This is a genomic window from Peptoniphilus rachelemmaiella, assembly GCF_943169845.1.
GTDB classification, from domain to species: domain Bacteria; phylum Bacillota; class Clostridia; order Tissierellales; family Peptoniphilaceae; genus Aedoeadaptatus; species Aedoeadaptatus rachelemmaiella.
In genome coordinates, this window is sequence record NZ_CALPBW010000010.1 from 39103 (window position 1) to 61129 (window position 22027).

The following is a 22027-nucleotide window of genomic DNA, read 5'->3' on the forward strand; positions in this document are numbered from 1 at the left end:
ACGGAAGTTTTCGTAAAGGAGGTGAACTTGTGGCAAGTTCCATCATCAATATTATTTCTAACTCGAATTTCGAAAGTCGCAAGACTACGAAGCGACTGATTCAAATATTAAAGCAGCACCATTATACGCCTACGACGACGCTGTCGCCGAAAGCGGAGCTGACCATTACCATCGGCGGCGACGGCGCCTTTATTAAGGCGGTGAACCGCATGAATTTTTCTTCCACGCCCATTGTGGGCATTAACACGGGCCACCTGGGCTTTTATCAGGAAATCAACCCCGATCGTTTGGATGCTTTTATCGAGGATTACAAGAATAAAAATTACCACATCGAGGCCCTTCCCCTATTAGGTGCGGAAGTTTATACCAATCAAAAAAAGTATTTCGTACAGGCCATTAACGAAATCGTGTTAAAGGCGCAAAATTCGAAGGTCATTCACATGAATGTCTTTATCGATCGAAACCATTTGGAAAAATTTTCCGGCGACGGGATGCTCGTCTCCACGCCCTCGGGCTCCAGCGGCTACAATCTGTCCTTAGGTGGCGGCATGATCCATCCCAAGGTGGAAGCCATGGCCATGACGCCCATGGCGCCTATTTCCTCGCAAAGCTACCGCTCCCTCACCACATCCATTGTGATCCCCGGCGAACACGTGATTTCTCTCGTCCCCGAGCGGCGCTACGCCAACAGCAATCTGGTTTTGGTCGACGGCAGAGAACACAGCTACAGCCAGTTGAAGCGGATCAATATTCGCTTCTCCGATCAACGCATTCATAAATTAGTCATGGAAAACAATTATTGGGAAAATATTAAAAGTAAATTCCTGTAAAATCAGCCCCTCGGGGCTTTTTTTATTGCCCGCCCAAGCAGGCAAAGAAAAAAGAGCCCGCCGGCTCCTTTTTCTGCTTCTACTGCTGCTTCCCGTAGGCGGCTTTGTAGCGGGCGATGTTTTCGTCGCTTAAAAAGTCGTTGGCTGCATTGATTTCCTGAAAGAGCTGTGTCGTGTCTTCCTCGGGATTTAAATCCGGGTGATACTTTTTCGCGAGCTTTTTGTAGGCCAGGCGGATTTCGTATTTGTCGGCGGTCACATCGACGCCCAGGCGATGAATGGCGGCTTCGTATTTTTCCTTAAAGCCCCCATCGTAGCTTCCTTGGTAGCCGCTCTGATTGTAGCTGCCGTAGTCACCTGCGCCCTGTCCGTAGTAATTGGCCTGATTAAAAAAGGCTTCGAATTGTCGGCGGAACAGCTCTTCTTCCATGCGGGCGCGGGCCGCTTCCTGACGGCGCCGCTCTTCTTCGATTTTACGTTGGTAGCGCCTGCCGTAATCCCCCATGGTGTCGTAGGTAATGTCTTTTCCCAACAGGTAGTAGTCCGCCCGCTCGTAAAAATACTCCGTCACCATGTACTGTACATATTTCAGCCGGCTCACCGCAAAGGAGCCGATGACAGGGAAGATTAAAATCAAAAGCAGAATCCCGCCCCAGTTCCCGCCGCCTCGTGAGGAGAAGCTCAGGGGAATCAAAAAGATAAAGAAGAATAAGCAGCCGCCGAAAAAGAGCAGGGACAAGAGCAGGCTGCGAAAGGAGCGGAAAAGCTCTGTGAGCAGGCTGAAGACCGCAATGAAAAATTCCAGCACATAGTCGATGGCGGTGCCCACGTATTTAAAAATGTTTCCGTAAAGTTTATTCATGTTCCCTCCTGTGCCGCTCCATAAAAGCCGCATCCTCAAGGACCAAGTCGTTTTCGCCGGCCAAGGTTTCTAAGTGATGGGTCAGTTCGTGGTACAAGGTTTCTTTCAACCGCTCCGTAATCTCTTCGTGGGATTCGTAGCCGTAAAGGGCCATAAAGGAGCCGTAGTACAAGACGATGCTCTTGCCCATGGGCTCGGACTTGTAGTGGCCCATGACACAAAGGTCCGAAAAGGTCTCATCGCGCATTTCTTCTCTCGAAAAAATCACGCCGCCGTTGAGGCCGCGAAAATAATGTTGGGGCAATTCGTCTACCAAATCATCTAAAATCGTGGCCATTTCTTCAAATCGATCTTCCATACCCACCTCCTGAACTTTCATTATAGAAGAAAGACCGTCAATTATAAAGGTGCTCATAAAATCTTCGATTTGTCTTCACTATTGACAGCGCCATGTTGCCAATAAAAAAGCGAGGCCGAAGCCTCGCAAATTTTTACAGTTGGTCTCTCAGTTCCGGATGCTTGTTTTGACGTCCCACAAGAGACAGCAGACCGACGACCATAACAACCCCGATGATTAAGGGGATGTAGGGGTCTTGGATGAAGCCTGCGATAATGTAGCAGACGGAGCTGATGGCGGCCACGGTCAAGGCATAGGGCAATTGGGTGGAGACGTGAACCACGTGATTGCATTGGGCCCCGGCCGAAGACATAATGGTGGTATCGCTAATGGGCGAGCAGTGATCGCCGCAGACGGCGCCGGCCAAGCAGGCGGACAAACCGATGAAGAACAAGTGGTTTTCGACATTAAACATGCTGGTGACGATGGGGATTAAGATCCCGAAGGTGCCCCAGCTGGTGCCGGTGGCGAAGGCCAAGAGGGCCGCGACGATAAAGATAACCACCGGGAGGAACAATTGCAGGCTGCCTGCCACATTGCTCATTATGCCTGCGACAAATTCGGCGCTGCCTAAAAGATCATTGGAAATGCTCTTCAGTGCCGTCGCCATGGTTAAGATCATGATGGCGGCGACCATGGAGTTAAACCCTTCCGTTAAACAATTCATGGAGGTGTTGAAGCTCAACACGCGGCGAATCATTAAATAGGAAATGGTGAATAACAAGGTAATGGTGGCGCCCCAGGGCAGTGCCACGGTGGCGTCGGTGTTACCGAATGCGCCGACGAAGTCGCCGGTGAAGTCCGATGCGGGATCGAAGTAGCCGCCGACGTAAATCAATGCGACGACGGAGGTAATGATGAGGAAAATAATGGGAATGACCAAGTCGAAAAGACTGGCGTGTTCCGCCGTTTCAACCACTTGCATTTCGTGTTCCAGTGCGGAAATGTCGTCTCCCTGAAGGGCCGCTTCTTCGTAGCGAAGCATGGGACCGTAATCGTCGCGACGCCAAATCAAGACGATGACGAAGATCAGGGTCAAAAGGGAGTAGAAGTTGTAGGGAATGGCCCGAACGAACATGGTAATGCCGCTCATGCCCGTGCCTTCCGCATAGCCGGATACGGCCGCCGCCCAAGAGGAAATAGGGGCGATCATACAAATCGGTGCCGCCGTGGCGTCGATGATGTAGGAGAGCTTGGCGTGGGAGATCTTGAAGCGGTCGGTGACCGGTCGCATGACGCTGCCTACGGTAAGGCAGTTAAAGTAGTCGTCGATGAAGATTAAAATGCCCAGGAAGAAGGCCGCCGTTTGCGCGCCCCGTCTGGAGGTAATGTGTTGTGCCGCCCATTCGCCGAAGGCCTTGGTGCCGCCGCTGCGATTGATGAGGGCGACGAGCATGCCCAAGAGGACGAGGAAGAGGAAAATCCCCGCCGTACCGGATACGGCGCCGATTAACCCTTCGTTAATGACGTGGTCCATGGTGGTGGTAAAGGAGCCGCCGCTGGCCAAGATCGCGCCGACGAAAATCCCGGTGAAGAGGGAGGGGAAAACTTCTTTGGTAATAAGGGCTAAGGTAATGGCCACAATAGGCGGCAAGAGGGACCAGGCCGTGGCCTCGGTGCTCGCACCCGATGCGGCGACGGCAAAGCTCGCCCCGATGGCGATAATGCCTAAAATTAAGGCGATAATAAGATTGCGTTGGTTTGTCATGTAAATCTTCCTTTCTGCGTTTTCAATCGAAAAAAAGAGCCATGATACTATCATGACTCTTGGTTATACGAAAAGAAACGCAAAAGGCACGATAGCTCTCCGTTCCGTAGAACGACAGTACGCAGGATATTCTCCTACGTCCCGGTGAAAGATACTTGTGGACACAAGCACCCAACCCTCGGCACGTCACCCTTTCACGATTATCCATTGACCGGAGATAATCGCTACTGATGTGAAATGCGCCTCTATCATGTGGATTCGATTGTTGACTATGAGTATAACAGAGATAAAAGAAATGTCAAGGAAATAATCAAATTCTTTTTATAAAATAACCAGACTGGCCCCCATAACCATCATGCCGAAGATCAGACCCAACAAAGACAAGTGGGTTTCGCCGTAGGCACGGGAAGCGGGCAAAAGTTCGTCGAAGGAAATTAAAACCATGATGCCGGAGATGGCGCCGAAGACCACGCCGAAGAGGGTAGGCGTAAGGAAGGGGCGCAGCAAAAGGTAGGCCAACATGGCGCCGACAGGCTCGGAGACGCCGCTTAAAAAGGTGAGCCACAAGGCCCGCTTCTTATCCCCCGTGGCAAAGTAAATAGGCGCCGCCACGCCGATGCCTTCAGGGATGTTGTGCATGGCAATGGCCACGGCGATGGACAGGCCCATGGCGGGATCCATAAGTCCGGTCATGAAGGTAACCATTCCCTCGGGAAAGTTATGGACACCGATGGCGATGGCGCTTTTCAGTCCCACCACTTCCAGGGCCAGCTCTTTGCTCTTCTCTTCCAGCTCGTGTTCGGTTTTAATGTCGTGGGGCGCGTCGGCTTCCGGCACCAAATGGGAAATAAGGCCGAAGACGGCCATGGCGCCGAAAAAGGAGGCCAACATCATCCACTGCGACTGCTTGTCGGCCATGGTCTTCAGAAAATTTTCCTGTGCCATGGGCATCATTTCCATAAAGGAAATATAAATCATGACGCCGGCGGAAAAGCCCAAGGCGGAGGAGAGAAATTTTTTATTGTCCGACTTCGACAAAAAGACGATCACCGCCCCGAGCATGGTGGCGAGGCCCGCCAAGGCGGAACTTAAAAATGCGATTGCGACATTGGACATACTGCTTTTACTCCTGTTTCTTTTCGCCGGCAGTACCGGAAGAATGACTAACGTCCATTATTTTACCATATTTGCAATAAAAAAACGCCCGGCCACGGTTTTACCGTAGCGAGGCGCTTGTTTATCGAAACAGCCGCGCGGCCTCGTCGGTGAGGCGCTTCAGAATCAGGGCCTGTACGACGATTTTAATGACGAGCATCAAGCCTTGGAAAGGAAGTTTGGCTGTAAATAAGGGGCCGTAGGGATTGCCCGTAAGCATGTGCACCCACACGGTACCTAAGCAAACATTCACCACCAAGGTGGCTACCACATTGGCCAGGATGATGCGCTTTAGCGTCAGCTCTTTCTTGTAGAAGAAATAGCCGTAGATCACGGCGCCTAAAAAGGCATTAAAGGTGAATCCCGGAAAGTAAGGTCCCGTGGGTTTGGTGAAAAACCCGATGATGTCGGCCACAGCCGCCGCAATCCCTGAGGGAATGGGCCCTGCCACCGCCGATGCCAAGGTGACGGGAATAAATGAGAAGCTGATTCTCTGCACACTGCCGAGATCGATTCCCAAGGTTCGGGTAAAGACGATTTGCATCGCCACCATCAAGGCCAAAAAGGCAAGTTTCTTCGTATTCAATTGTTTCATTTTTCCTCCTTAAGCTGCTTAAGAGGACAGCAGCGGATGCGACAAAAGATAGCGAGCCTCTTCACTCTTCGTTTGAGAGCAACTTCCCATCTCTCAACACTTAACGCCTTTTGTCTACTCTACTTACGAAACAATTATAAACATTTCACGCCCATCGTGCAAGGCTACTTCGTGCGCACGCTTCCCAAGAAGACTTCCCCTGTGTCGGCGTTCATGGTAATAACCTCGCCGGATTTCAAGCCGTCGGTGATGCCCTTACAGCCCACAATGGTGCACTTGCCCAAGGACAAGCCGGCAATGGCCGAAGGGGACGTAAGGCCTTCTTCTTCGGAGATAAAGCCGCCGGCCCGAGCCAAATAAGGCGCCAGCGATTTTTCATAGCCCTTCGCCACGATAATGTCGCCGTCGGTAAAATCACGCATATAAGTGCCGTCTTCGGAGACGATGCGGGCGCGGGCGGTCTTTTTGCCCATGACAATGCCCACGCCTTTGTGCAGGGTGGATGCCACTTGATGGACCTTCACCACATTGGTGCTGCCGGCCACCCCTTGGGGAATTCCCGCCACCATGACGATTAAATCCCCCTCTTTAATAAAGCCGGCCCGCTTCACGATTTTCGCCGTCTCCTCAAAAATTTGCCTTTGATTGGTCTTTCCCTTGACGCCTGTTACGCCCCACTGAAGGCTCATTTGCCGCAGCACGGCGTCGTCTTCGGTAACGGCAAAGACATCGGATTTCGGGCGAAACTTCGCCAAATTTCTCGAGCTGTAGCCTGTGGCCGTGGCGATGACGATGGCATCGGCGGAAAGCTCTTCCGCCATTTCCACGGCGTGGCGCACGATGACATTGGTGGTGTTTCGCTTAAACTGGTCGCTCTTTTTCAAAATGTGTTCGTAGTCCAGGGCGGCTTCGGTAAAGGCGCAGACCTTGGCCATGGTCTTCACCGCTTCCACCGGGTATTTGCCTCCGGCGGTTTCTCCCGAGAGCATGACGGCGCTGGTGCCGTCGATAATGGCATTGGCCACATCCCCCACTTCCGCCCGAGTGGGCCGGGGATTTCGAATCATGGAATCCAGCATTTGCGTGGCGGTGATGACGGGGATTCCCTCGTCGATGGCCCGATCGATTAATTGCTTTTGCACCAGGGGCACGCGCTCCGTTTCGATTTCCACGCCCATGTCCCCTCGCGCCACCATGATGCCGTCGGCAAAGGCGGCGATTTCATCCATGTTGTCGATGCCTTCTTTGTTTTCAATTTTCGCAATGACCTTGATTCCCTCGCCGCCGTGGCTTTCCAAAACATTGCGAATGGCGATGAGGTCGTCTTTTTTTCGAATAAAGGAAGCGGCGATAAAGTCCACCCCTTCGTCGATGCCGAAGCGAATGTCTTCCACGTCTTTTTCCGTGAGGGCCGGCAACTGAATGGAGGCACCGGGCACGTTGATGCCCTTGTGGTCTTTAATCACGCCGCCGTTTAAGACCTTCGTGTGAATGGTCCTATTTTCGATGCTTGCCACTTCAAGGGCCATGAGCCCGTCGTCAAGCAAGATCACCTGCCCCGGTGAAACGTCTTTGTAGAGGCCGGCGTAGGTGATGGTTACACCGGATGCGTCACCTTCTATCTCCTCGGCGTAAAGGGCAAAGGCGCCCCCTTCTTCGAGGACCGCTTCCCCGCCTTTAAAGGTGGCGGTGCGAATCTCCGGCCCCTTCGTGTCCAACATGAGGGCGATGGGCAGATCCATTTCCCGCCGCACTTTTTTGATCCTATCCATGGTCTCTTTGTGGCTCTTATGGTCGCCGTGGGAAAAATTTAAGCGACACACATTGACGCCTTCGGTGAAAAGGGCCCGCAAGATGTCCTCGTCCCAAGACGCCGGGCCGATGGTCGCTACGATTTTTGTTTTTTTCATCGTCTCTCCTAAATCGAAATTTTATCCAGTAAGTGGTACATATCTTTGTCGAAGGTTTTTTCCACGGCCAGGGCTTCTTCCAAATCCACGGCCTGAAGCTTGCCTTGTATCATCCCGAGGGCCAGAGATTTTTTTCCGCCTCGGCAGTAGTTCACCGCTTCCGCCCCTAAGCGGGAGGCGTTGATGCGGTCCGCGCCGGTGGGTATGCCGCCTCGCTGCACATAGCCCAGCACCGTGACCCGGGTCTCGATGCCCGTGGCCTCTTCCAAATCCCTGGCCAGGGCGTAGGATGAAAGCTTGTCTTCCGTGAGAAGAATAATGTGGTGGCGCTTACCGCGAAGTTTGCCGGCGAGCATTTTTTTCTTCACGGCCTCGAAGTCGAAATCCACCTCGGGCAAAATCACGCTCTCCGCCCCGCCGGCGATGCCCGCGTAAAGGGCCAGGTCGCCGCAGTGTCTGCCCATGACTTCCACAATATTGGCCCGCTTGTGGGCGCTGGAGGTGTCGCGGATCTTTCCGATGGCATCTAAAATGGTCTCGATGGCCGTGTAAAAGCCGATGCTTCCGTGTTGGTAGCCCAGGTCGTTGTCGATGGTGGCGGGAATGGTAATCACCGATTGACCCAGTTTCGACAGGGACAGGGCCCCGCGCATGGAGCCGTCGCCGCCGATGACCACCAGGTGCTCGATGGCCATGGCCTCCAGATGCTTTTTCGCTTCAAAAAGCCCTTCGTCCGTGCGCATTTTTTCCGAGCGGCTCGTGCCTAAAATGGTGCCGCCTTTGTGAATAATGTCCGCCACGGAAGACAGGTCCATATACATGGCGTCTTCGTTAAAAATGCCGGTGTAGCCGTTTCGAATCCCCAGCACCTCGATGTTTTCGTACACCGCCGAGCGCACCAGCGCCCGTATGGCTGCGTTCATGCCAGGGGCGTCGCCGCCGCTGGTTAATATGCCTATGGCCATAGTCGCCTCACTTTCTGATAATATCTTCCGCGGGATCCACGTACACACTCAGATCCCGAATCAATTCGTCGTCGTAGTTGACCGCCAAGCGCTTCGGAAGACCCAGAGCTTTTTGCTCCTCGGTGAAATATAAAATCACATCCAGGGCGCCGCTGTGCTTTTCCAACACCCCTTCAATCTCCTCTTGAAGGTCGCGATTTTTCAGGCGAATAAACACCTTCTGCGCCGCCTCTTCCAAGGGACGAATGGATTCCACCAAGACCTTGCCTTCTTCCACTTCGCTTCCTTCAATGCGGCCGGTGACGGTAATAAGCTTGCCCTCTTCAAAAAAGCCCGGGGGCAGAGAAGCATAGACTTGGGGAAAGACCACGAGCTCAATGGTGCCGTAAAGGTCTTCCAAAATGCCGAAGGCCATCATTTTATTTTTCTTCGTCACCAAGGTTCTGGTCTCTCTCAACATGCCGCCTAAGGTGCGATTAAACAAGACATCGGCGGTTTCCAGAGCCTCTTTTATATCCGCCGTGTTTGAATTTGTTTGTTGCTTTAAGCTTTCGCTGTAAGACTCCAGGGGATGACCGGAGACGTAAATGCCCAGCACGTCCCGCTCGTATTCCAGCTTCTGTTTTTGGTCGTAGTCCTTCAGCTTCGGAAGCACGTCGCCTGCGGCGCTTTCCGTCTGTTGAAACAAACTGACCTGGCCGGGAATGTTCCGCTTATTTTCTCCCTGAATCTGATCCATGAGCTTGTCGTAAACGGCCAGATACTGGGGCCTGTTTCCTCCCAGGCTGTCGAAGGCGCCGGCCTTAATCAAAGATTCCATGCTGCGCTTATTCATGGCGCCGGGGGCCGCTTTATCCACTCGGCGAATAAATTCCGTCATGGAGGCAAAGGGCCCCTCGCACCTAGCGTCCTCAATGGCGCGGACGAAATTGGCCCCCACATTGCGAATGCCCTTCAGACCAAAGCGAATGGCCCCGTCTTCCACATTGAATTTCAAAAAGCTCTTGTTTACATCCGGCGGCAAGAGGGGAATGTTCAGCCGCTTCACTTCCTCGATGTACATGCGCATGTGATCGGTGTTGGACATAAAGGAGGTGATTTGTGCCGCCATAAATTGCGCCGGGTAGTAGCGCTTCAGCCAGGCCGTGCGGTAGGCCACCACGGCGTAGGCCACGGAGTGGGATTTGTTGAAGGCGTAGTTGGCAAAGTCGATCATGAGGTCGTAAATCTTGTCGGCACTGGCCTCGTCCACGCCGTTTCTCAGGGCGCCTGCCACGTCCACTTCCCCGGCGTCGGTTAAGCTGCCGTAAATAAAGTTTTGCCGTTCCTGTTCCATCACGGCCATTTTCTTTTTGCTCATGGCCCTCCGCACCAAGTCGGCGCGGCCCAAAGAGTAGCCGCCGACCCGGCGCACGATTTCCATAACCTGTTCCTGATACACGATGCAGCCGTAGGTTTCTTCCAAAATATCCTTCACCGCCTCGTAGGGATAGGAGATCTTCGAAGGATCGTGTTTCGATTCCACAAATTTCGGAATCTGATTCATGGGCCCCGGCCGGAAGAGGGCGTTGGCGGCGGCGAGGTCGGCAAATTTCGTGGGCTTTAAGTCTTTTAAAAAGGCCCGCATCCCGCCGCTTTCAAATTGAAACACGCCCAGGGTTTCCGCCCGCTGAAAGAGCTTCAACACTTCGGGATCGTCGTAGTCCATGGCATCGAAGTCGATCCTTTTGCCGTAGTCCCGCTCGATAAAGGCCAGGGCGTCGCGAATCACCGTCAGGGTTCTTAGGCCCAAAAAGTCCATTTTCAACAGCCCGAGCTCTTCCAACTCGATCATATTAAATTGGGTGGAGATAATCTCGCCGTTTCGCGTCAGGGGCACGTAGTCGGTCATGGGATTTTGACTGATCACGACACCGGCGGCGTGGGTGGAGGTGTGGCGAGGCACCCCTTCCAGTCGGCGAGCCAAATCCAAGAGCCGATGCACGTCTTCTTCTTCATCGTAGGCTTTTTTCAAAGAAGGCGAAATCTCCAAGGCCCGATTCAGAGTAATGTTTAATTCATTGGGCACCTGCTTCGCCACAAAATCCACCCGGCCGTAGGGCAGGTCCATGACCCGGCCCACGTCGCGAATGGCGGCGCGGGCGCCTAAGGTACCGAAGGTGACGATTTGCGCCACGTGGTCTTCGCCGTATTTGTCGATGACGTAGTCGATGACCTCTTCCCGGCGTTCGTAGCAAAAGTCCACGTCGATATCCGGCATGCTCACCCGCTCGGGATTTAAGAATCGCTCGAAGAGCAAACCGAATTTCAAGGGATCCACGTCGATGATTCCCAAGGCGTAAGACACCACGCTCCCCGCCGCAGAGCCGCGGCCAGGTCCCACTTCGATGCCCGATGCACGGGCAAAGGCGATGAAGTCCCACACGATGAGGAAGTAATCCGTATAGCCCATGGAAAAAATCGTGTTCAATTCAAATTCTACCCGACTGCGCACGGCCTCATTCACTTCGCCGTAACGCTTCACGAGTCCCTCTTCCACCAGCTCCCGCAAATAGCCTTCGTTGGTGTAGCCCTCGGGGAGTTCGAAATGGGGCAGGTGCAGGTGGTGAAACTCCAGCTCCACATCACAGCGGGCGGCGATTTTCACTGTGTTCTCCAAGGCCTCGGGGGCGTAGGGGAAAAGTTCCGCCATTTCCTCGGGACTCTTCACGTAAAATTCGTCGGAGGGGAAGCGCATGCGCTGCTCTTCGTCTAAAATCGATGCCGTTTGAATGCACAAGAGGGCGTCGTGGGCGTCGGCATCTTCTTTATTTAAGTAGTGGCAGTCGTTGGTGGCGACAAGGCCGATCCCCGTCTCTTTGGAAAGACGCAAAAGCTTGCGGTTCACCTCTTTCTGCTCCCGCATGCCGTGGTCCTGAAGCTCCAAAAAGAAACTGTCTTCGCCGAAAATTTCCCGGTAACGCAGGGCCGCCTCTTTGGCCCCTGCCTCGTCGTTTTGAAGAAGGGCCTGTTGCACCTCACCGCCTAAGCAGGCGGAAGTGGCGATGATCCCTTCGCTGTGCTTTCTTAAATCCTCCATATCCACCCGAGGCTTGTAGTAAAAGCCCTCCACATAGCCGGTGGAGACGATGGCCATTAAATTTTCCCAGCCTCGCTGATTTTCCGCGAGAAGAATCAGGTGGTAGCGCCGATTGCTCTTCTCCGTCACCGATTTATCCTGTTTCGTGACATAGACTTCGCAGCCCAAGATGGGCTTGATCCCCGCCGCCTTCGCCGCCTTGTAAAAAGCCACCATGCCGTACATATTTCCGTGATCCGTCAGGGCCACGGCATCCATGCCCATGGCCTTCACCCGCTCGGGGAGATCGGCGATTTTCGTAAAGCCATCTAAAAGTGAATACTCCGAGTGCAAATGCAAATGTACGAAAGATCCCATAGTCGTCCTCTCTAAATAAAAAAAGAGCTGTCGAAAAGGCCAGCTCTTTTAATCTAATTGTTTTTCTACAAATTCAACCATGCCCTCGATGGCCTCGTCCTCGTCTTTGCCTTCGGCCCGCAGGATAATCTCTTGACCCGAAAAAATACCCAAACTCATAATGCCGATAATGCTTTTGCCGTTGACCTCTTCGCCGTCGCGAACAATCGTAATATCCGATTCGTACTGATTGGCCACCCGAACAAACATGGCCGCCGGTCTGGCGTGCAGACCCTCTTTGTTTTTAAGTATAACCTTAGACTCTTTCAATTTAAACTCCTCTCAGCTTTTCCGCCAGCTCGTGTATTTTTTTCATGCGATGGTTCACGCCGCTTTTCGACATTTTCGGCACCATCATTTCGCCAATCTCCGTTAAACTGGCCTCGGGATGATTCATGCGACAGAGGGCCACGGGCATGAGCTCTTCGCCTAAAGACGAAAGGCCCACGGTCTTTCGGATCCAATCGATGTCTCTCATCTGTCTCGCCGCGGCGTTCACCGTCTTGGACAAATTGGCCGTTTCGCAATTTACCAGGCGGTTCACATTGTTCCTGACGTCTTTAACCACCCGGGTGGATTCAAATTCCAGGACGGAGCGACTCGCCCCCATAAATGCCAGGAAATCGGAAATTTTTTCCGCCTCTTTTAAGTACAGGATGTAATCGTCTTTTCTGTAAATGCCCTTGGCCGAAAAGCCCGCCCGCGAAAGCCATTTTCTTATGTCTTCGCCGTGGACCTTGTCGTGAGAAATCATCTCCAGATGATAGCCCTTCGACGGACTGGTCACGGACCCCGCCCCTAAAAAGGAGGCGCGGATGTAGGCGCGGATCGACGCCGCATCTCTTAACAGGGCCGGATCCACGGCATAGTGCATTTGAAAAACATTGTCGGGACGAAGGAAATCGCTATCCATCAGAAGAGAGCGAACCGATCCTTCGTCGGTCATGCGAATGCGATACTGCTTGTTTTTCTTCAAATACATATTTTGCGTCGCCGCCACTTCCACATCGCTGCCGAAGAGGCGTTTGATGGCGGAAAGGATGCGCCGCGCCACGGAGGCGTTCTCCGTGTGGAAGGAAAGGTCTATTTTAAGGCCTTCCCTCAGGCGGATCACGCCGCAGGTGCGCACGTAAGCCGCAAGCTCCGCGTGAAGAATCGCCATGTCCTCCATGGGCACGCGGGCCAATTCATTTTTTACATCTTTTGAAAAACTCACAGTCTCCTCGATTCTACTACCTCTCTATTATAGAGCAGTTTTTCATCCCTTGCAATGGATTTCCCCATAACGGTCACATAAGCTTAAAAGTCGTTGAGCCACGCGAAGGCCGTCGTGGCGAATGAGATCGCCCCCTGTGGCCATAAAGGCGCCTTCCTCCACATCTACGCCTTTTTTCGACAGATCCTTCCGCTCTTCGGCCGCTAAATAAATGGGCCGCACCCCTTCTTCTCGGGCGTACTTTTCCAGGAGATTCGGATCCGTTTTTGCATCGTTTGCAAGGATGCACTTCACCGGTCTCGTAAGGCCGTGGGCTTTTAATGCCTCTAAGTGATCGCTTAAACTCATCCCCTCGGTTTCGCCGCGCTGCTCCATTATATTGGCCACATAGACCAAGGGGGCGCGGGCCTCGTTTAATGCACGGGCGACCTCGGGCACGAGGATGTTGGGGATCAGGGAGGTGTAAAGGCTCCCGGGCCCCAGGACCAACAGATCCGCCGCGAAAATTTCATCGATGCAATCGCCGTTGGCCTTCGGCGCCTCGGGATCCAGCTCGATGGAGGTAATGGCCGCGTCATTTTCGTAGGCGTAGCGGGGAATGGCGGATTCGCCGCGAATGCTCGCCCCATCGGCGTAATGGCCGATGAGGGCGATGGATTCTTCCGTCACGGGAAGCACCCGCCCGGTGATCTTGAGTACCTCCGCCGCTTCTTTCACCCCTTCGGCGAAGCCGCCGTGAATATCTGTCAGAGCCGTAATAATTAAATTGCCCATGTTCTGGTCTTTTAAATTCCCGTCTTTAAAGCGGTACTGCAGGAGGTTTTTCAGCGAAGGCTCCGCATTGGCGAGAGCCACCAAACAGTTCCGCACATCCCCCGGGGGAAGCATGCCGTAGTCTCTCCTCAGCATGCCGCTGTTGCCCCCGTCGTCGGCCATGGTGACGATGGCCGTAATGTCGTCGCTGAAGCGCTTCAGGCCCCGCAAAAGAACGGAGATCCCCGTGCCGCCGCCGATGACTACAAATTTCGGATCGTTCATGCTACACGCCCAAATCTCTGTGGCCCACGATGACCCTATAGCCCGCCTCGCGCAGGGCCTCTCCCAGTCTTTCCGTCATGGCCACGGAGCGATGGAAACCGCCGGTGCATCCGATGCCGATGGTTAAATGCTCCTTCCCCTCTGCCACGTAATCGTCGCCGAAGGTCTTCATGTAGTTGACAATAAAGGCGACGAAATCCTCCGCCTTTTTCTTCCCGAAGACGTAGTCCCGGGTTTCGGGATTCAATCCGTTTTTCGCCTTCAACTCGCTGACATAGTAGGGATTGGGCAAAAAGCGCATATCGAATACGAGATCCGCCTCTTCCAAAATGCCGTTTTTAAAGCCGAAAGAGATCACGGAGATGCCTAGCTTGCCTCGCTCCTCGATTAAAATGCTCTTTAGGCGAATTTTTAAATTATAATTGGTCATTTTCGATGTGTCAATAATGTGATCCGCCCGGGCGCGGAGGGGCTCCATGTGCCGCTTTTCCTCTTCGATGCCCTTAGCGATAGAGGAGCTCAAAGGATGGGGACGGCGCAGTTCCTTGAAGCGCTGAATCAACACGTGGGGATCCGCCTCCAAATAGATGACGGTCACATCGTCCACCTCTTTGTCCAAGGTTTGAATGGCCACATCCAGCTCGTTAAAAAACAGGCTCGAGCGAATGTCTAAAACCAGTGCCACCAAGGGCATTTGGGCCTCTTCCACCATGTCGATGAATTTCGGAAACAGCGCCGGAGGCAAATTATCCACGCAGTAATAGCCTAAATCCTCTGCCGCCTTTAGGGCCTGGCTTTTTCCGGCACCGGATAAGCCTGTGAGTACTAAAAGCTTCATTCCGTTTCTCCCAACACTTTCACTTCCGTCTCCAGTTCCACGCCGTGTTTTTCATAGACCGCCTCCTGTACCGTGCGGATGAGCTCCACCACATCTTTGCAGGTGGCGTCGCCGCAATTGATGACGAAGCCGCAGTGCTTTTCAGACACTTGAGCGCCGCCGTGTTTCAGGCCCCTTAAGCCCGCCTGATCGATGAGCTGCCCTGCGAAGTAGCCCTCGGGGCGCTTAAAGGTGCTCCCCGCCGAGGGGTATTCCAGGGGCTGTTTCGCGAGGCGGCGTTGCCACAATTCATCCATACGGCTTTGAATGGCCGCCGCATCCCCCGGCTTCAAGGCGAAAGTGGCCTCTAACACCACGAGCTTTTCGTCGTAGACGCGGCTGTTTCTGTAGCGAAAGTCCATTGCATCTGCGGGGATCACTTCCGTGGTGCCGTCGTGATGCATGACCTTCACCGATTCCACCACATCCTTCATTTCCCCGCCGTAGGCACCGGCGTTCATGGTCATGGCGCCTCCCACGGCGCCGGGAATCCCGTGGGCAAATTCCAAGCCCTCCAGGGATGCCTTACAGGCCGCCTCCGCCACTTTTCTGAGTGAGGCACCGCTTTGAGCGATGACCCGCGTGCCGTCCACCCGAACGCCTGCAAAATAGTTTTCCAGACGGATCACCGCGCCACGGATCCCCTTGTCGGAAACCACCATATTGGTGCCCTTGCCCATGACCATCCATGGCAAGTTTTCTTTTTGAACCGCAACGATGACTTGGCGCAGCTCCTCCTCGGTGCGGGGTTCGATAAAATAATCCACGGGCCCGCCGATTTGAAAACTGGTCACTTCCTTCATGGGGCGATGCTCAATCACGTGTTCTCTTACAAATCTGTCCATCTATCTAAACTCCTTTATTTTTAATTCTGTAAACCTATTGTACCAAACAAATGCAAAGAAAGTTCAAAAAAGGGGGTTGACAAGTAGAGGATGTCCTTGTTAGAATTGCTTCACCGAGTTTGACGAGGAGAGTAACCTGAAGGGATCGAACTACAGAGAAGCTTCATTTGGTGAGAGAAGCGTTTTGGTTTTCGGGCGAACATGGCCTCTGACTCTAAGGGTCGATACTAGATTCTTACAGGTGCGCCTGTTACAGCGCCGGAGTATGATGGTACTCGTTGAGGTGTAAATCGTGAGATTTACATAAATAAAGGTGGTAACACGATTTCTATCGTCCTTTTTTTCCTATGGGAAAAGAAGGACGTTTTTTTATTTTCATTTTGAACGAGGAGGTTCATCGTGATCGACTTAAAACATATTTCCGTGGTCTTTGAAAAAGACCGCCAGGCCTTTACGGCGGTGGACGATGTGTCCGTCCACGTGGCGCCGGGGGATGTCTTCGGCATCGTCGGCTACTCCGGTGCAGGCAAATCCACACTGGTTCGCACCATTAATCTACTGCAGCCCCCCACATCCGGGGAGGTCGTCGTAAACGGCGAAGACTTAACCAAATTGCCGGTGAAGGAGCTGAGAAAGCGCCGCAAAAAAATCGGCATGATTTTTCAACACTTTAATCTTATGAACGCCCGCACCATTTTAGGCAATGTGCTCTATCCTCTGAAAGACAGCAAGCTTTCCGATGCAGACAAAGAGAAAAAAGCCATGGATCTTCTGCGACTGGTGGGCATTGAAGACAAGGCCAACAGCTATCCCCGAGAACTTTCCGGCGGACAGAAACAGCGGGTGGCCATCGCCCGGGCCTTGGCCAACGATCCGAAGATTCTGCTTTGCGACGAAGCCACATCGGCTCTGGACCCCCGGACCACCACCTCCATTCTCCATCTCTTGAAGCGGTTAAACGAGGAGATGAATTTAACCATTGTCCTCATTACCCACGAAATGCAGGCGGTGAAAGAAATCTGCAACAAAGTCGCCGTCATGGAATCGGGGCGGGTGGTGGAAGCCGGCTCCTTAATCGACATTTTTGCCAATCCTCAAGAGGAAATCACAAAGCAATTTGTGAACACCGCAAGCCACTGGGATGAAACCATCGACAAGCTCAAGGACCACGGCTACTTTAATGGTGACGATCCCACCAGCGAGCTCATCCACCTGCGCTACATCGGCGCCTCCGCCACCAACCCGGTCTTAAACGACGTGTTCACGAAATTCCACGTGAAGACCAATATTTTGTCCGGGAGCATCGAATTTTTAGAAGATGTGCCCTTCGGCAATCTTGTGGTGCTCTTTGAAGGCTCTCCCGACGCCATTAAACAGGCAAAACAATACATGATCGATCAAAACGTCGACCTTCGCGTCGTCGATAAGGAGGTGATTTAATGGACTTCTTTGCCAATGCCATCGCATCGAAACAAGATTTTATTACGGAAACCGGCGCCACCATTTACATGGTGGTGGTCACGTCGATTATCGCCGGCATCATCGGCATGTTAGGCGGCCTGGCCTTGACCCTGACCCAAGAGGGCGGCCTGTGGGAAAACAAAAAAGTGTATTGGGTCTTGGATAAGGTGGTCAACATCTTCCGTTCCATTCCCTTCATTATTTTACTGGCCCTCATCTCCCCGGTAACCCGCGCCATCGTCAAGACCACCATCGGCAATACCGCCGCCATCGTTCCCCTGGTTGTGGGCAGCGCCCCCTTCTACGCACGGCAAATTGAAAATGCCTTGGCCGAAGTAGACGGTGGTATCATCGAAGCGGCGAAATCCATGGGCGATTCCCCGGCGAACATCGTCTTCGGCGTTTATTTAAAAGAAGGCCTTCCCGCCATTTTACGGGCCAGCGCCATGACCATCATCAGCCTCATCGGCCTCACCGCCATGGCCGGTGCCGTCGGCGCAGGGGGCCTGGGCAACCTGGCCATTACCCGCGGCTACAACCGCTATCAAAACGACATCATCATCGTGTCCACCGTCCTTATATTAATTTTAGTCTTTATTACCCAAGGCCTCTTTAACCTGTGGGTGAAGAAAGTACAACACTAAGCAAAAGCGAAAGGAGCTTAAAATGAAGCAATTAGTTAAGAAAATTACCTCTATCGCCCTTCTCTCGGCCCTGGTGCTCACCGGATGTGCCGGCGGAGGAAATAACGCGGCAAAAAACAATGCCGACAACAGCGGAAAAAATAATACCGCACAAACGGCCAATGCGAAAAAAGAAGGCCAAGTGGTAAAAATCGGCGTCGTCGGCGACGACCAACGCCTTTGGGAAAAAGCGAAAGAAAATGCTGCCAAAGACGGCGTTACCTTGGACATCGTGGTCTTTACCGACTACAACACCCCCAACGACGCCTTGGTCAACGGCGACATCGACTTAAATGCCTTCCAACACAAAGCCTTCTTGGATGATTACAACAAGGCGAAAAACCAAAACCTCGTGCCCATCGGCATGACCTACCTCTCCCCCATCGGCATCTACTCCACGAAGATTAAGGACTTAAAGGAACTGAAAGAGGGCGCGAAAATCGCCATCCCCAACGACGCCACCAACGGCGGCCGGGCCCTCATCGTCCTCGAACAAGCGGGCGTCATTACCTTAAAAGACGACGCCGGCCTCGTGCCCACCATTAAAGACATTAAAGACAATCCAAAAAAAGTCACCATCGACGAATTGGACGCGTCCCAAGTGGCCCGCTCCCTTCCCGATGTGGACGCCGCTGTCATTAACGGCAACATGGCCGTGGACGCCAAATTGGATCCGCGAAAAGACCCGATCTTTGTCGAAGCAATGGGCGAAAGCATTGCCCCCTACATTAACTACGTCGTCGCACGAGCTGAAGACAAAGACAACGAACTCTACAAAAAAGTCGTGAGCTATTACCAACAAGACAATGTGGATCAACTGCTCCAAGAACTCTACAAAGGCAGCCAATACGCCGCATGGAAATTGGATCTGAAGGATCTGGGCCAATACGGCGATTCGGCAAAAGACGCCAAATAAATAGATCATTAGAAAGAAGGATCGACATGAAACGAAAAGAACGAATGCTTTGCCCGTCCACCCGTTTAACAATCCACCGCCCTTAGGGGCCCGGGTGTGACGGATTCCTTCGAACACCCATTACCGGCTTCGGCCAAAATTAGAAAAGGAATAGTATCCATGAAACACATTTTTAAATCCATTACCGCCGTTCTCTTATGCGCCTGCCTCCTCTTTACCGCCACCGGCTGCGGCAAAGGCGGCGACGGCCAAGCAAAACAAACCGTGAAACTGGGCGTCGTCGGCGACGACCAACGCCTCTGGGAAAAAGCCGCGGAGCTTGCGGCAAAAGACGGCATTAAAATCGAGCTCGTCCACTTCTCCGACTACAACACCCCCAACGACGCCTTGGTTAACGGCGACGTGGACCTGAACGCCTTCCAACACAAGGCCTTCTTAGATGCCTACAACGCCTCGAAAAAAACCGACCTCGTCCCCATCGGACGCACCTTTATCTCCCCCATCGGTGCCTACTCCAACAAAACCAAAGACTTAAAAGACGTGCCCCAAGGCGGCAAAGTCTCTATTCCCAACGACACCACCAACGGCGGACGCGCCCTCTTCCTCTTAGAAGCGGCAGGCCTCATTAAGTTAAAAGACGACGTCGGCGTCAGCCCCACCAAGGCAGACATTGCAGAAAACCCGAAAAACATCACCATCGATGAATTGGATGCCGCCCAAGTGGCCCGTACCCTGCCCGATGTCGATGCTGCGGTCATCAACACCAACCTCGCCATCGATGCCGGCCTCTCCCCGAAAGACGATGCCATCTTCATGGAACCGGTCAACGAAAACTCCGCCCCCTACATTAACTACGTTGTGGCCCGAGGCGAAGACAAAGACAACGAACTCTACAAAAAAGTCGCTTCCTACTACCGCACCCCGGAAGTCAAAGAATTAAACGACAGCTTGTACGAAAAGACCCAACTCATGGCTTGGGAGCTGGACATTCCCGATGCCGGCAACACCGCCGATCCCGCCTATCGTCCGGGCAAATAAGACGATCCTCCTTTAAATAAAAGCCCTTCGGGGCTTTTTTTGTGCCCGTCGTGGTGCTATCCGATGCCCGATGATATAATGATTAAAGTAGTCAAAGCCCTAATTCAGAAAGAGGTGCCCATTGAGTATTTCGAAAAAATCCAAACTTCCCAAGGGAGAATTTCGCATCATTAAAGATAAGTACATTCCGGAAATCGAATCCTCCCTTCGCAAAAAACCCGTACTCATGCCCAATGCCATTTACAATGCCAGCGGCATTCGCATTCAGGGCACGCGAATCAAATCCCTGATTTTCTCAACAGATATCGCTTTAATTCGCAACTCAAACGCCCAGGCGGTCTTCGCCGTTTATCCCTTTACGCCGCAGCTGGCCATCGTGCAGTCCATTATTCAAGGCTCCTCCATTCCCGTCTTTGCCGGCGTTGGCGGCGGCACCACCTCCGGCCCCCGCAGCGTGTCCATCGCCTTGGAATGCGAGCTTTTAGGCGCCTACGGCGTCGTGGTCAATACGCCCATGAAAAACGAAGTCATTCGGGAAATGTATAAGGTCTTGGACATTCCCATTATCGCCACGGTGGTCTCCAAGCACGACGACTTCGTCGGCAAGATCAACGCCGGCGCTCGGATTTTAAACATTTCCGGCGGCAAGAATACGGCGGAGCTCGTAGCCTATGTACGAAGCATTATCGGAAACGAATTTCCTATTATCGCCACCGGTGGCGACGACGAAGCGAGCATTCACGCCACGACCAATGCCGGTGCCAACGCCATTACTTACACACCCCCTTCCACTTCAGAACTGTTTAAAACCATGATGGAAGATTACCGCATGCATAGCGCAGCATCCAAGGCGGGAGAGAACGACCCGACGAATTTGGATGTGGAAGAATTCCAACGGGATTTAGTCTTCCCCGCCGATTCCATCGAATTTATTTATCCGGAGCTGAACGATGATGAAAGGTAAACTGAATCAACATTTAATTACCGTGGTTTTAATTTTTCTCATCATTTTGCTTTTCAGCACGACACAGAAATTTTTAAGCCCGGTCTACAGCGTCATTATGTCTCTCATCGTGCCGCTGATTCTGGCCATTTACATTTTCTACGCCTTTCGGCCCATTCGCGACAAGCTGACACAATGGACGAAGAAGCCCCGCCTTTCCGCGGTGCTCACCTTCCTCCTTTTTATCGCCATTACCATCGGTCTCTTTTACGTCACCTTTACCATGATCTACGATCAGGCCACGAGCTTTTTCTCGGACTTCGACGTCAACGCCTTGGTCACCTTCAATCAATCGGAGTTTTATCATCAGCTGAATCAGTACGTAGCCTTGGACAGCTACATGGATAAGTTTGAAGCTTGGCTGCAAAGCATTGCCGGGGACGTGCCTCGCCTCTTGGCCAGTGGCCTTTCCAATATAGGCGCCGTGGGAAGCCTCCTTCTCTTAATGATTTTGGGGCTTTTCTATCTCTTAATGGACGAAGACGACGCCGTGAAGGCCATTCAATACTTGGCTCGCGGCAAGTATTACGACCGCATCATGGAGGTCTTGAGTGAAATTCACAAGACCTTGGAAACCTATATCTCCGGGCAGATTTTAGTGGCCGGCGTCTTGGGCGTGCTTATGTTTATCGGCTACACCGTCATCGGCTTGAAATACAAATTATCCCTCGCCGCCATCGCCCTGGTCTTTAACTTTATTCCCTTTATCGGGCCCTTCTTAGGCGCCGCACCGGCGGTGCTCGTAGGCCTTACCATGGGCGGCTCCATGGTCATAAAAGTTATCGTGGTCAGCGTTGTGGTTCAACAATTGGAAGGCAATGTCATTACCCCGAACATTATGGGAAACAAATTGGACATTCACCCCTTCGTCGTCATTTTGGCGGTGATGATCTGCGCCAATCTCTTCGGTGTACTTGGCGCTTTAATCGCATCGCCTCTGTATATGTGTTTGAAAATCATCATTAAAGGCATTCGCAACGAACGCTTCGACAACAAAAACCTCTGCGCCATTCCGGAGGAGGAAGGCGCGGAGTCTTAAAGGATCGGTGATTT

20 protein-coding genes, 2 riboswitches and 1 other annotated feature are annotated in these 22027 nt (G+C 52.7%); of the genes, 7 read left to right on the forward strand and 13 right to left on the reverse strand.

Annotated features, from left to right (window positions below; all coding sequences use genetic code 11):
* The first annotated feature begins 29 nt into the window (after positions 1-29).
* Positions 30-830 (forward strand): NAD(+)/NADH kinase, encoded by an 801-nt coding sequence (locus KO087_RS05570; RefSeq protein ID WP_251374929.1) that lies wholly within the window; start codon positions 30-32, stop codon positions 828-830.
* A gap of 79 nt (positions 831-909) precedes the next feature.
* On the opposite strand, the gene KO087_RS05575 is transcribed toward KO087_RS05570, so the two are convergent.
* From KO087_RS05575 to murB, 13 genes are all read right to left on the reverse strand, one after another.
* Entirely contained in the window at positions 910-1692 is a 783-nt protein-coding gene (locus KO087_RS05575; RefSeq protein WP_215508313.1) for a J domain-containing protein, read from the reverse strand.
* Complete coding sequence (locus KO087_RS05580; protein ID WP_215508314.1) at positions 1685-2050, reverse strand: metallopeptidase family protein; 366 nt, start codon at positions 2048-2050, stop codon at positions 1685-1687. Before KO087_RS05580 ends, KO087_RS05575 begins: the two co-directional genes overlap by 8 nt.
* A gap of 133 nt (positions 2051-2183) precedes the next feature.
* Complete coding sequence (locus KO087_RS05585; RefSeq protein ID WP_215508315.1) at positions 2184-3797, reverse strand: Na+/H+ antiporter NhaC family protein; 1614 nt, start codon at positions 3795-3797, stop codon at positions 2184-2186.
* Positions 3798-3881: 84 nt separating this feature from the next.
* Positions 3882-4053, reverse strand: a riboswitch (Lysine riboswitch).
* A 65-nt stretch (positions 4054-4118) separates the two neighbouring features.
* Positions 4119-4913, reverse strand: coding sequence for a zinc transporter ZupT (zupT, locus tag KO087_RS05590; RefSeq protein WP_215508316.1), 795 nt, complete (start codon positions 4911-4913; stop codon positions 4119-4121).
* Positions 4914-5034: 121 nt separating this feature from the next.
* Positions 5035-5547 (reverse strand): folate family ECF transporter S component, encoded by a 513-nt coding sequence (locus tag KO087_RS05595; RefSeq protein ID WP_215508317.1) that lies wholly within the window; start codon positions 5545-5547, stop codon positions 5035-5037.
* Between the two features lie 28 nt (positions 5548-5575).
* Positions 5576-5671: riboswitch (THF riboswitch) on the reverse strand.
* 40 nt (positions 5672-5711) lie between these two features.
* Positions 5712-7457 (reverse strand): pyruvate kinase, encoded by a 1746-nt coding sequence (gene pyk / locus KO087_RS05600; RefSeq protein WP_215508318.1) that lies wholly within the window; start codon positions 7455-7457, stop codon positions 5712-5714.
* Positions 7458-7465: 8 nt separating this feature from the next.
* Entirely contained in the window at positions 7466-8422 is a 957-nt protein-coding gene (locus tag KO087_RS05605) for an ATP-dependent 6-phosphofructokinase (RefSeq protein WP_215508319.1), read from the reverse strand.
* A gap of 7 nt (positions 8423-8429) precedes the next feature.
* Positions 8430-11858, reverse strand: coding sequence for a DNA polymerase III subunit alpha (locus tag KO087_RS05610; protein WP_215508320.1), 3429 nt, complete (start codon positions 11856-11858; stop codon positions 8430-8432).
* A gap of 48 nt (positions 11859-11906) precedes the next feature.
* Positions 11907-12167, reverse strand: a complete 261-nt coding sequence (locus tag KO087_RS05615) for an HPr family phosphocarrier protein (RefSeq protein WP_215508321.1) — start codon at positions 12165-12167, stop codon at positions 11907-11909.
* Between the two features lies 1 nt (position 12168).
* Positions 12169-13113 (reverse strand): DNA-binding protein WhiA, encoded by a 945-nt coding sequence (whiA, locus tag KO087_RS05620; protein WP_215508322.1) that lies wholly within the window; start codon positions 13111-13113, stop codon positions 12169-12171.
* A gap of 42 nt (positions 13114-13155) precedes the next feature.
* Positions 13156-14151: a gluconeogenesis factor YvcK family protein gene (locus tag KO087_RS05625; protein ID WP_215508323.1), complete on the reverse strand. Its 996-nt coding sequence runs from the start codon at positions 14149-14151 to the stop codon at positions 13156-13158.
* A 1-nt stretch (position 14152) separates the two neighbouring features.
* Positions 14153-14989, reverse strand: coding sequence for an RNase adapter RapZ (gene rapZ, locus KO087_RS05630; RefSeq protein WP_215508324.1), 837 nt, complete (start codon positions 14987-14989; stop codon positions 14153-14155).
* Positions 14986-15873, reverse strand: a complete 888-nt coding sequence (murB, locus tag KO087_RS05635) for a UDP-N-acetylmuramate dehydrogenase (RefSeq protein WP_215508325.1) — start codon at positions 15871-15873, stop codon at positions 14986-14988. The genes rapZ and murB overlap by 4 nt, the downstream gene beginning before the upstream one ends.
* Positions 15874-15983: 110 nt before the next feature.
* Positions 15984-16215, forward strand: a binding site (T-box leader).
* Between the two features lie 57 nt (positions 16216-16272).
* On the opposite strand from murB, the gene KO087_RS05640 reads away from it, so the two are divergent.
* From KO087_RS05640 to KO087_RS05665, 6 genes are all read left to right on the forward strand, one after another.
* Positions 16273-17313, forward strand: coding sequence for a methionine ABC transporter ATP-binding protein (locus tag KO087_RS05640; RefSeq protein ID WP_215508326.1), 1041 nt, complete (start codon positions 16273-16275; stop codon positions 17311-17313).
* Positions 17313-17978, forward strand: coding sequence for a methionine ABC transporter permease (locus KO087_RS05645; protein WP_215508327.1), 666 nt, complete (start codon positions 17313-17315; stop codon positions 17976-17978). The genes KO087_RS05640 and KO087_RS05645 overlap by 1 nt, the downstream gene beginning before the upstream one ends.
* Before the next feature lie 22 nt (positions 17979-18000).
* Positions 18001-18933 (forward strand): MetQ/NlpA family ABC transporter substrate-binding protein, encoded by a 933-nt coding sequence (locus tag KO087_RS05650; RefSeq protein WP_215508328.1) that lies wholly within the window; start codon positions 18001-18003, stop codon positions 18931-18933.
* A 159-nt stretch (positions 18934-19092) separates the two neighbouring features.
* Complete coding sequence (locus KO087_RS05655) at positions 19093-19971, forward strand: MetQ/NlpA family ABC transporter substrate-binding protein (protein ID WP_215508329.1); 879 nt, start codon at positions 19093-19095, stop codon at positions 19969-19971.
* A gap of 226 nt (positions 19972-20197) precedes the next feature.
* Positions 20198-20935 carry a beta/alpha barrel domain-containing protein gene (locus KO087_RS05660; RefSeq protein ID WP_251374931.1) on the forward strand — a complete coding sequence of 246 codons (738 nt, stop codon included), beginning with the start codon at positions 20198-20200 and terminating at the stop codon, positions 20933-20935.
* Positions 20922-22013: an AI-2E family transporter gene (locus KO087_RS05665; protein WP_215508330.1), complete on the forward strand. Its 1092-nt coding sequence runs from the start codon at positions 20922-20924 to the stop codon at positions 22011-22013. The genes KO087_RS05660 and KO087_RS05665 overlap by 14 nt, the downstream gene beginning before the upstream one ends.
* Positions 22014-22027: the final 14 nt, after the last annotated feature.

Coding starts and splice junctions, on each gene's coding strand:
- KO087_RS05585 (WP_215508315.1), bottom strand. CDS start 3,797: ATGACAAACCAACGCAATCTTATTATCGCCTTAATTTTAGGCATTATC.
- KO087_RS05625 (WP_215508323.1), bottom strand. CDS start 14,151: ATGAACGATCCGAAATTTGTAGTCATCGGCGGCGGCACGGGGATCTCC.
- KO087_RS05650 (WP_215508328.1), top strand. CDS start 18,001: ATGAAGCAATTAGTTAAGAAAATTACCTCTATCGCCCTTCTCTCGGCC.
- KO087_RS05645 (WP_215508327.1), top strand. CDS start 17,313: ATGGACTTCTTTGCCAATGCCATCGCATCGAAACAAGATTTTATTACG.
- zupT (WP_215508316.1), bottom strand. CDS start 4,913: ATGTCCAATGTCGCAATCGCATTTTTAAGTTCCGCCTTGGCGGGCCTC.
- KO087_RS05660 (WP_251374931.1), top strand. CDS start 20,198: ATGCCCAATGCCATTTACAATGCCAGCGGCATTCGCATTCAGGGCACG.
- KO087_RS05665 (WP_215508330.1), top strand. CDS start 20,922: ATGATGAAAGGTAAACTGAATCAACATTTAATTACCGTGGTTTTAATT.
- KO087_RS05575 (WP_215508313.1), bottom strand. CDS start 1,692: ATGAATAAACTTTACGGAAACATTTTTAAATACGTGGGCACCGCCATC.
- KO087_RS05605 (WP_215508319.1), bottom strand. CDS start 8,422: ATGGCCATAGGCATATTAACCAGCGGCGGCGACGCCCCTGGCATGAAC.
- murB (WP_215508325.1), bottom strand. CDS start 15,873: ATGGACAGATTTGTAAGAGAACACGTGATTGAGCATCGCCCCATGAAG.
- KO087_RS05655 (WP_215508329.1), top strand. CDS start 19,093: ATGAAACACATTTTTAAATCCATTACCGCCGTTCTCTTATGCGCCTGC.
- KO087_RS05595 (WP_215508317.1), bottom strand. CDS start 5,547: ATGAAACAATTGAATACGAAGAAACTTGCCTTTTTGGCCTTGATGGTG.
- rapZ (WP_215508324.1), bottom strand. CDS start 14,989: ATGAAGCTTTTAGTACTCACAGGCTTATCCGGTGCCGGAAAAAGCCAG.
- KO087_RS05580 (WP_215508314.1), bottom strand. CDS start 2,050: ATGGAAGATCGATTTGAAGAAATGGCCACGATTTTAGATGATTTGGTA.
- pyk (WP_215508318.1), bottom strand. CDS start 7,457: ATGAAAAAAACAAAAATCGTAGCGACCATCGGCCCGGCGTCTTGGGAC.
- KO087_RS05610 (WP_215508320.1), bottom strand. CDS start 11,858: ATGGGATCTTTCGTACATTTGCATTTGCACTCGGAGTATTCACTTTTA.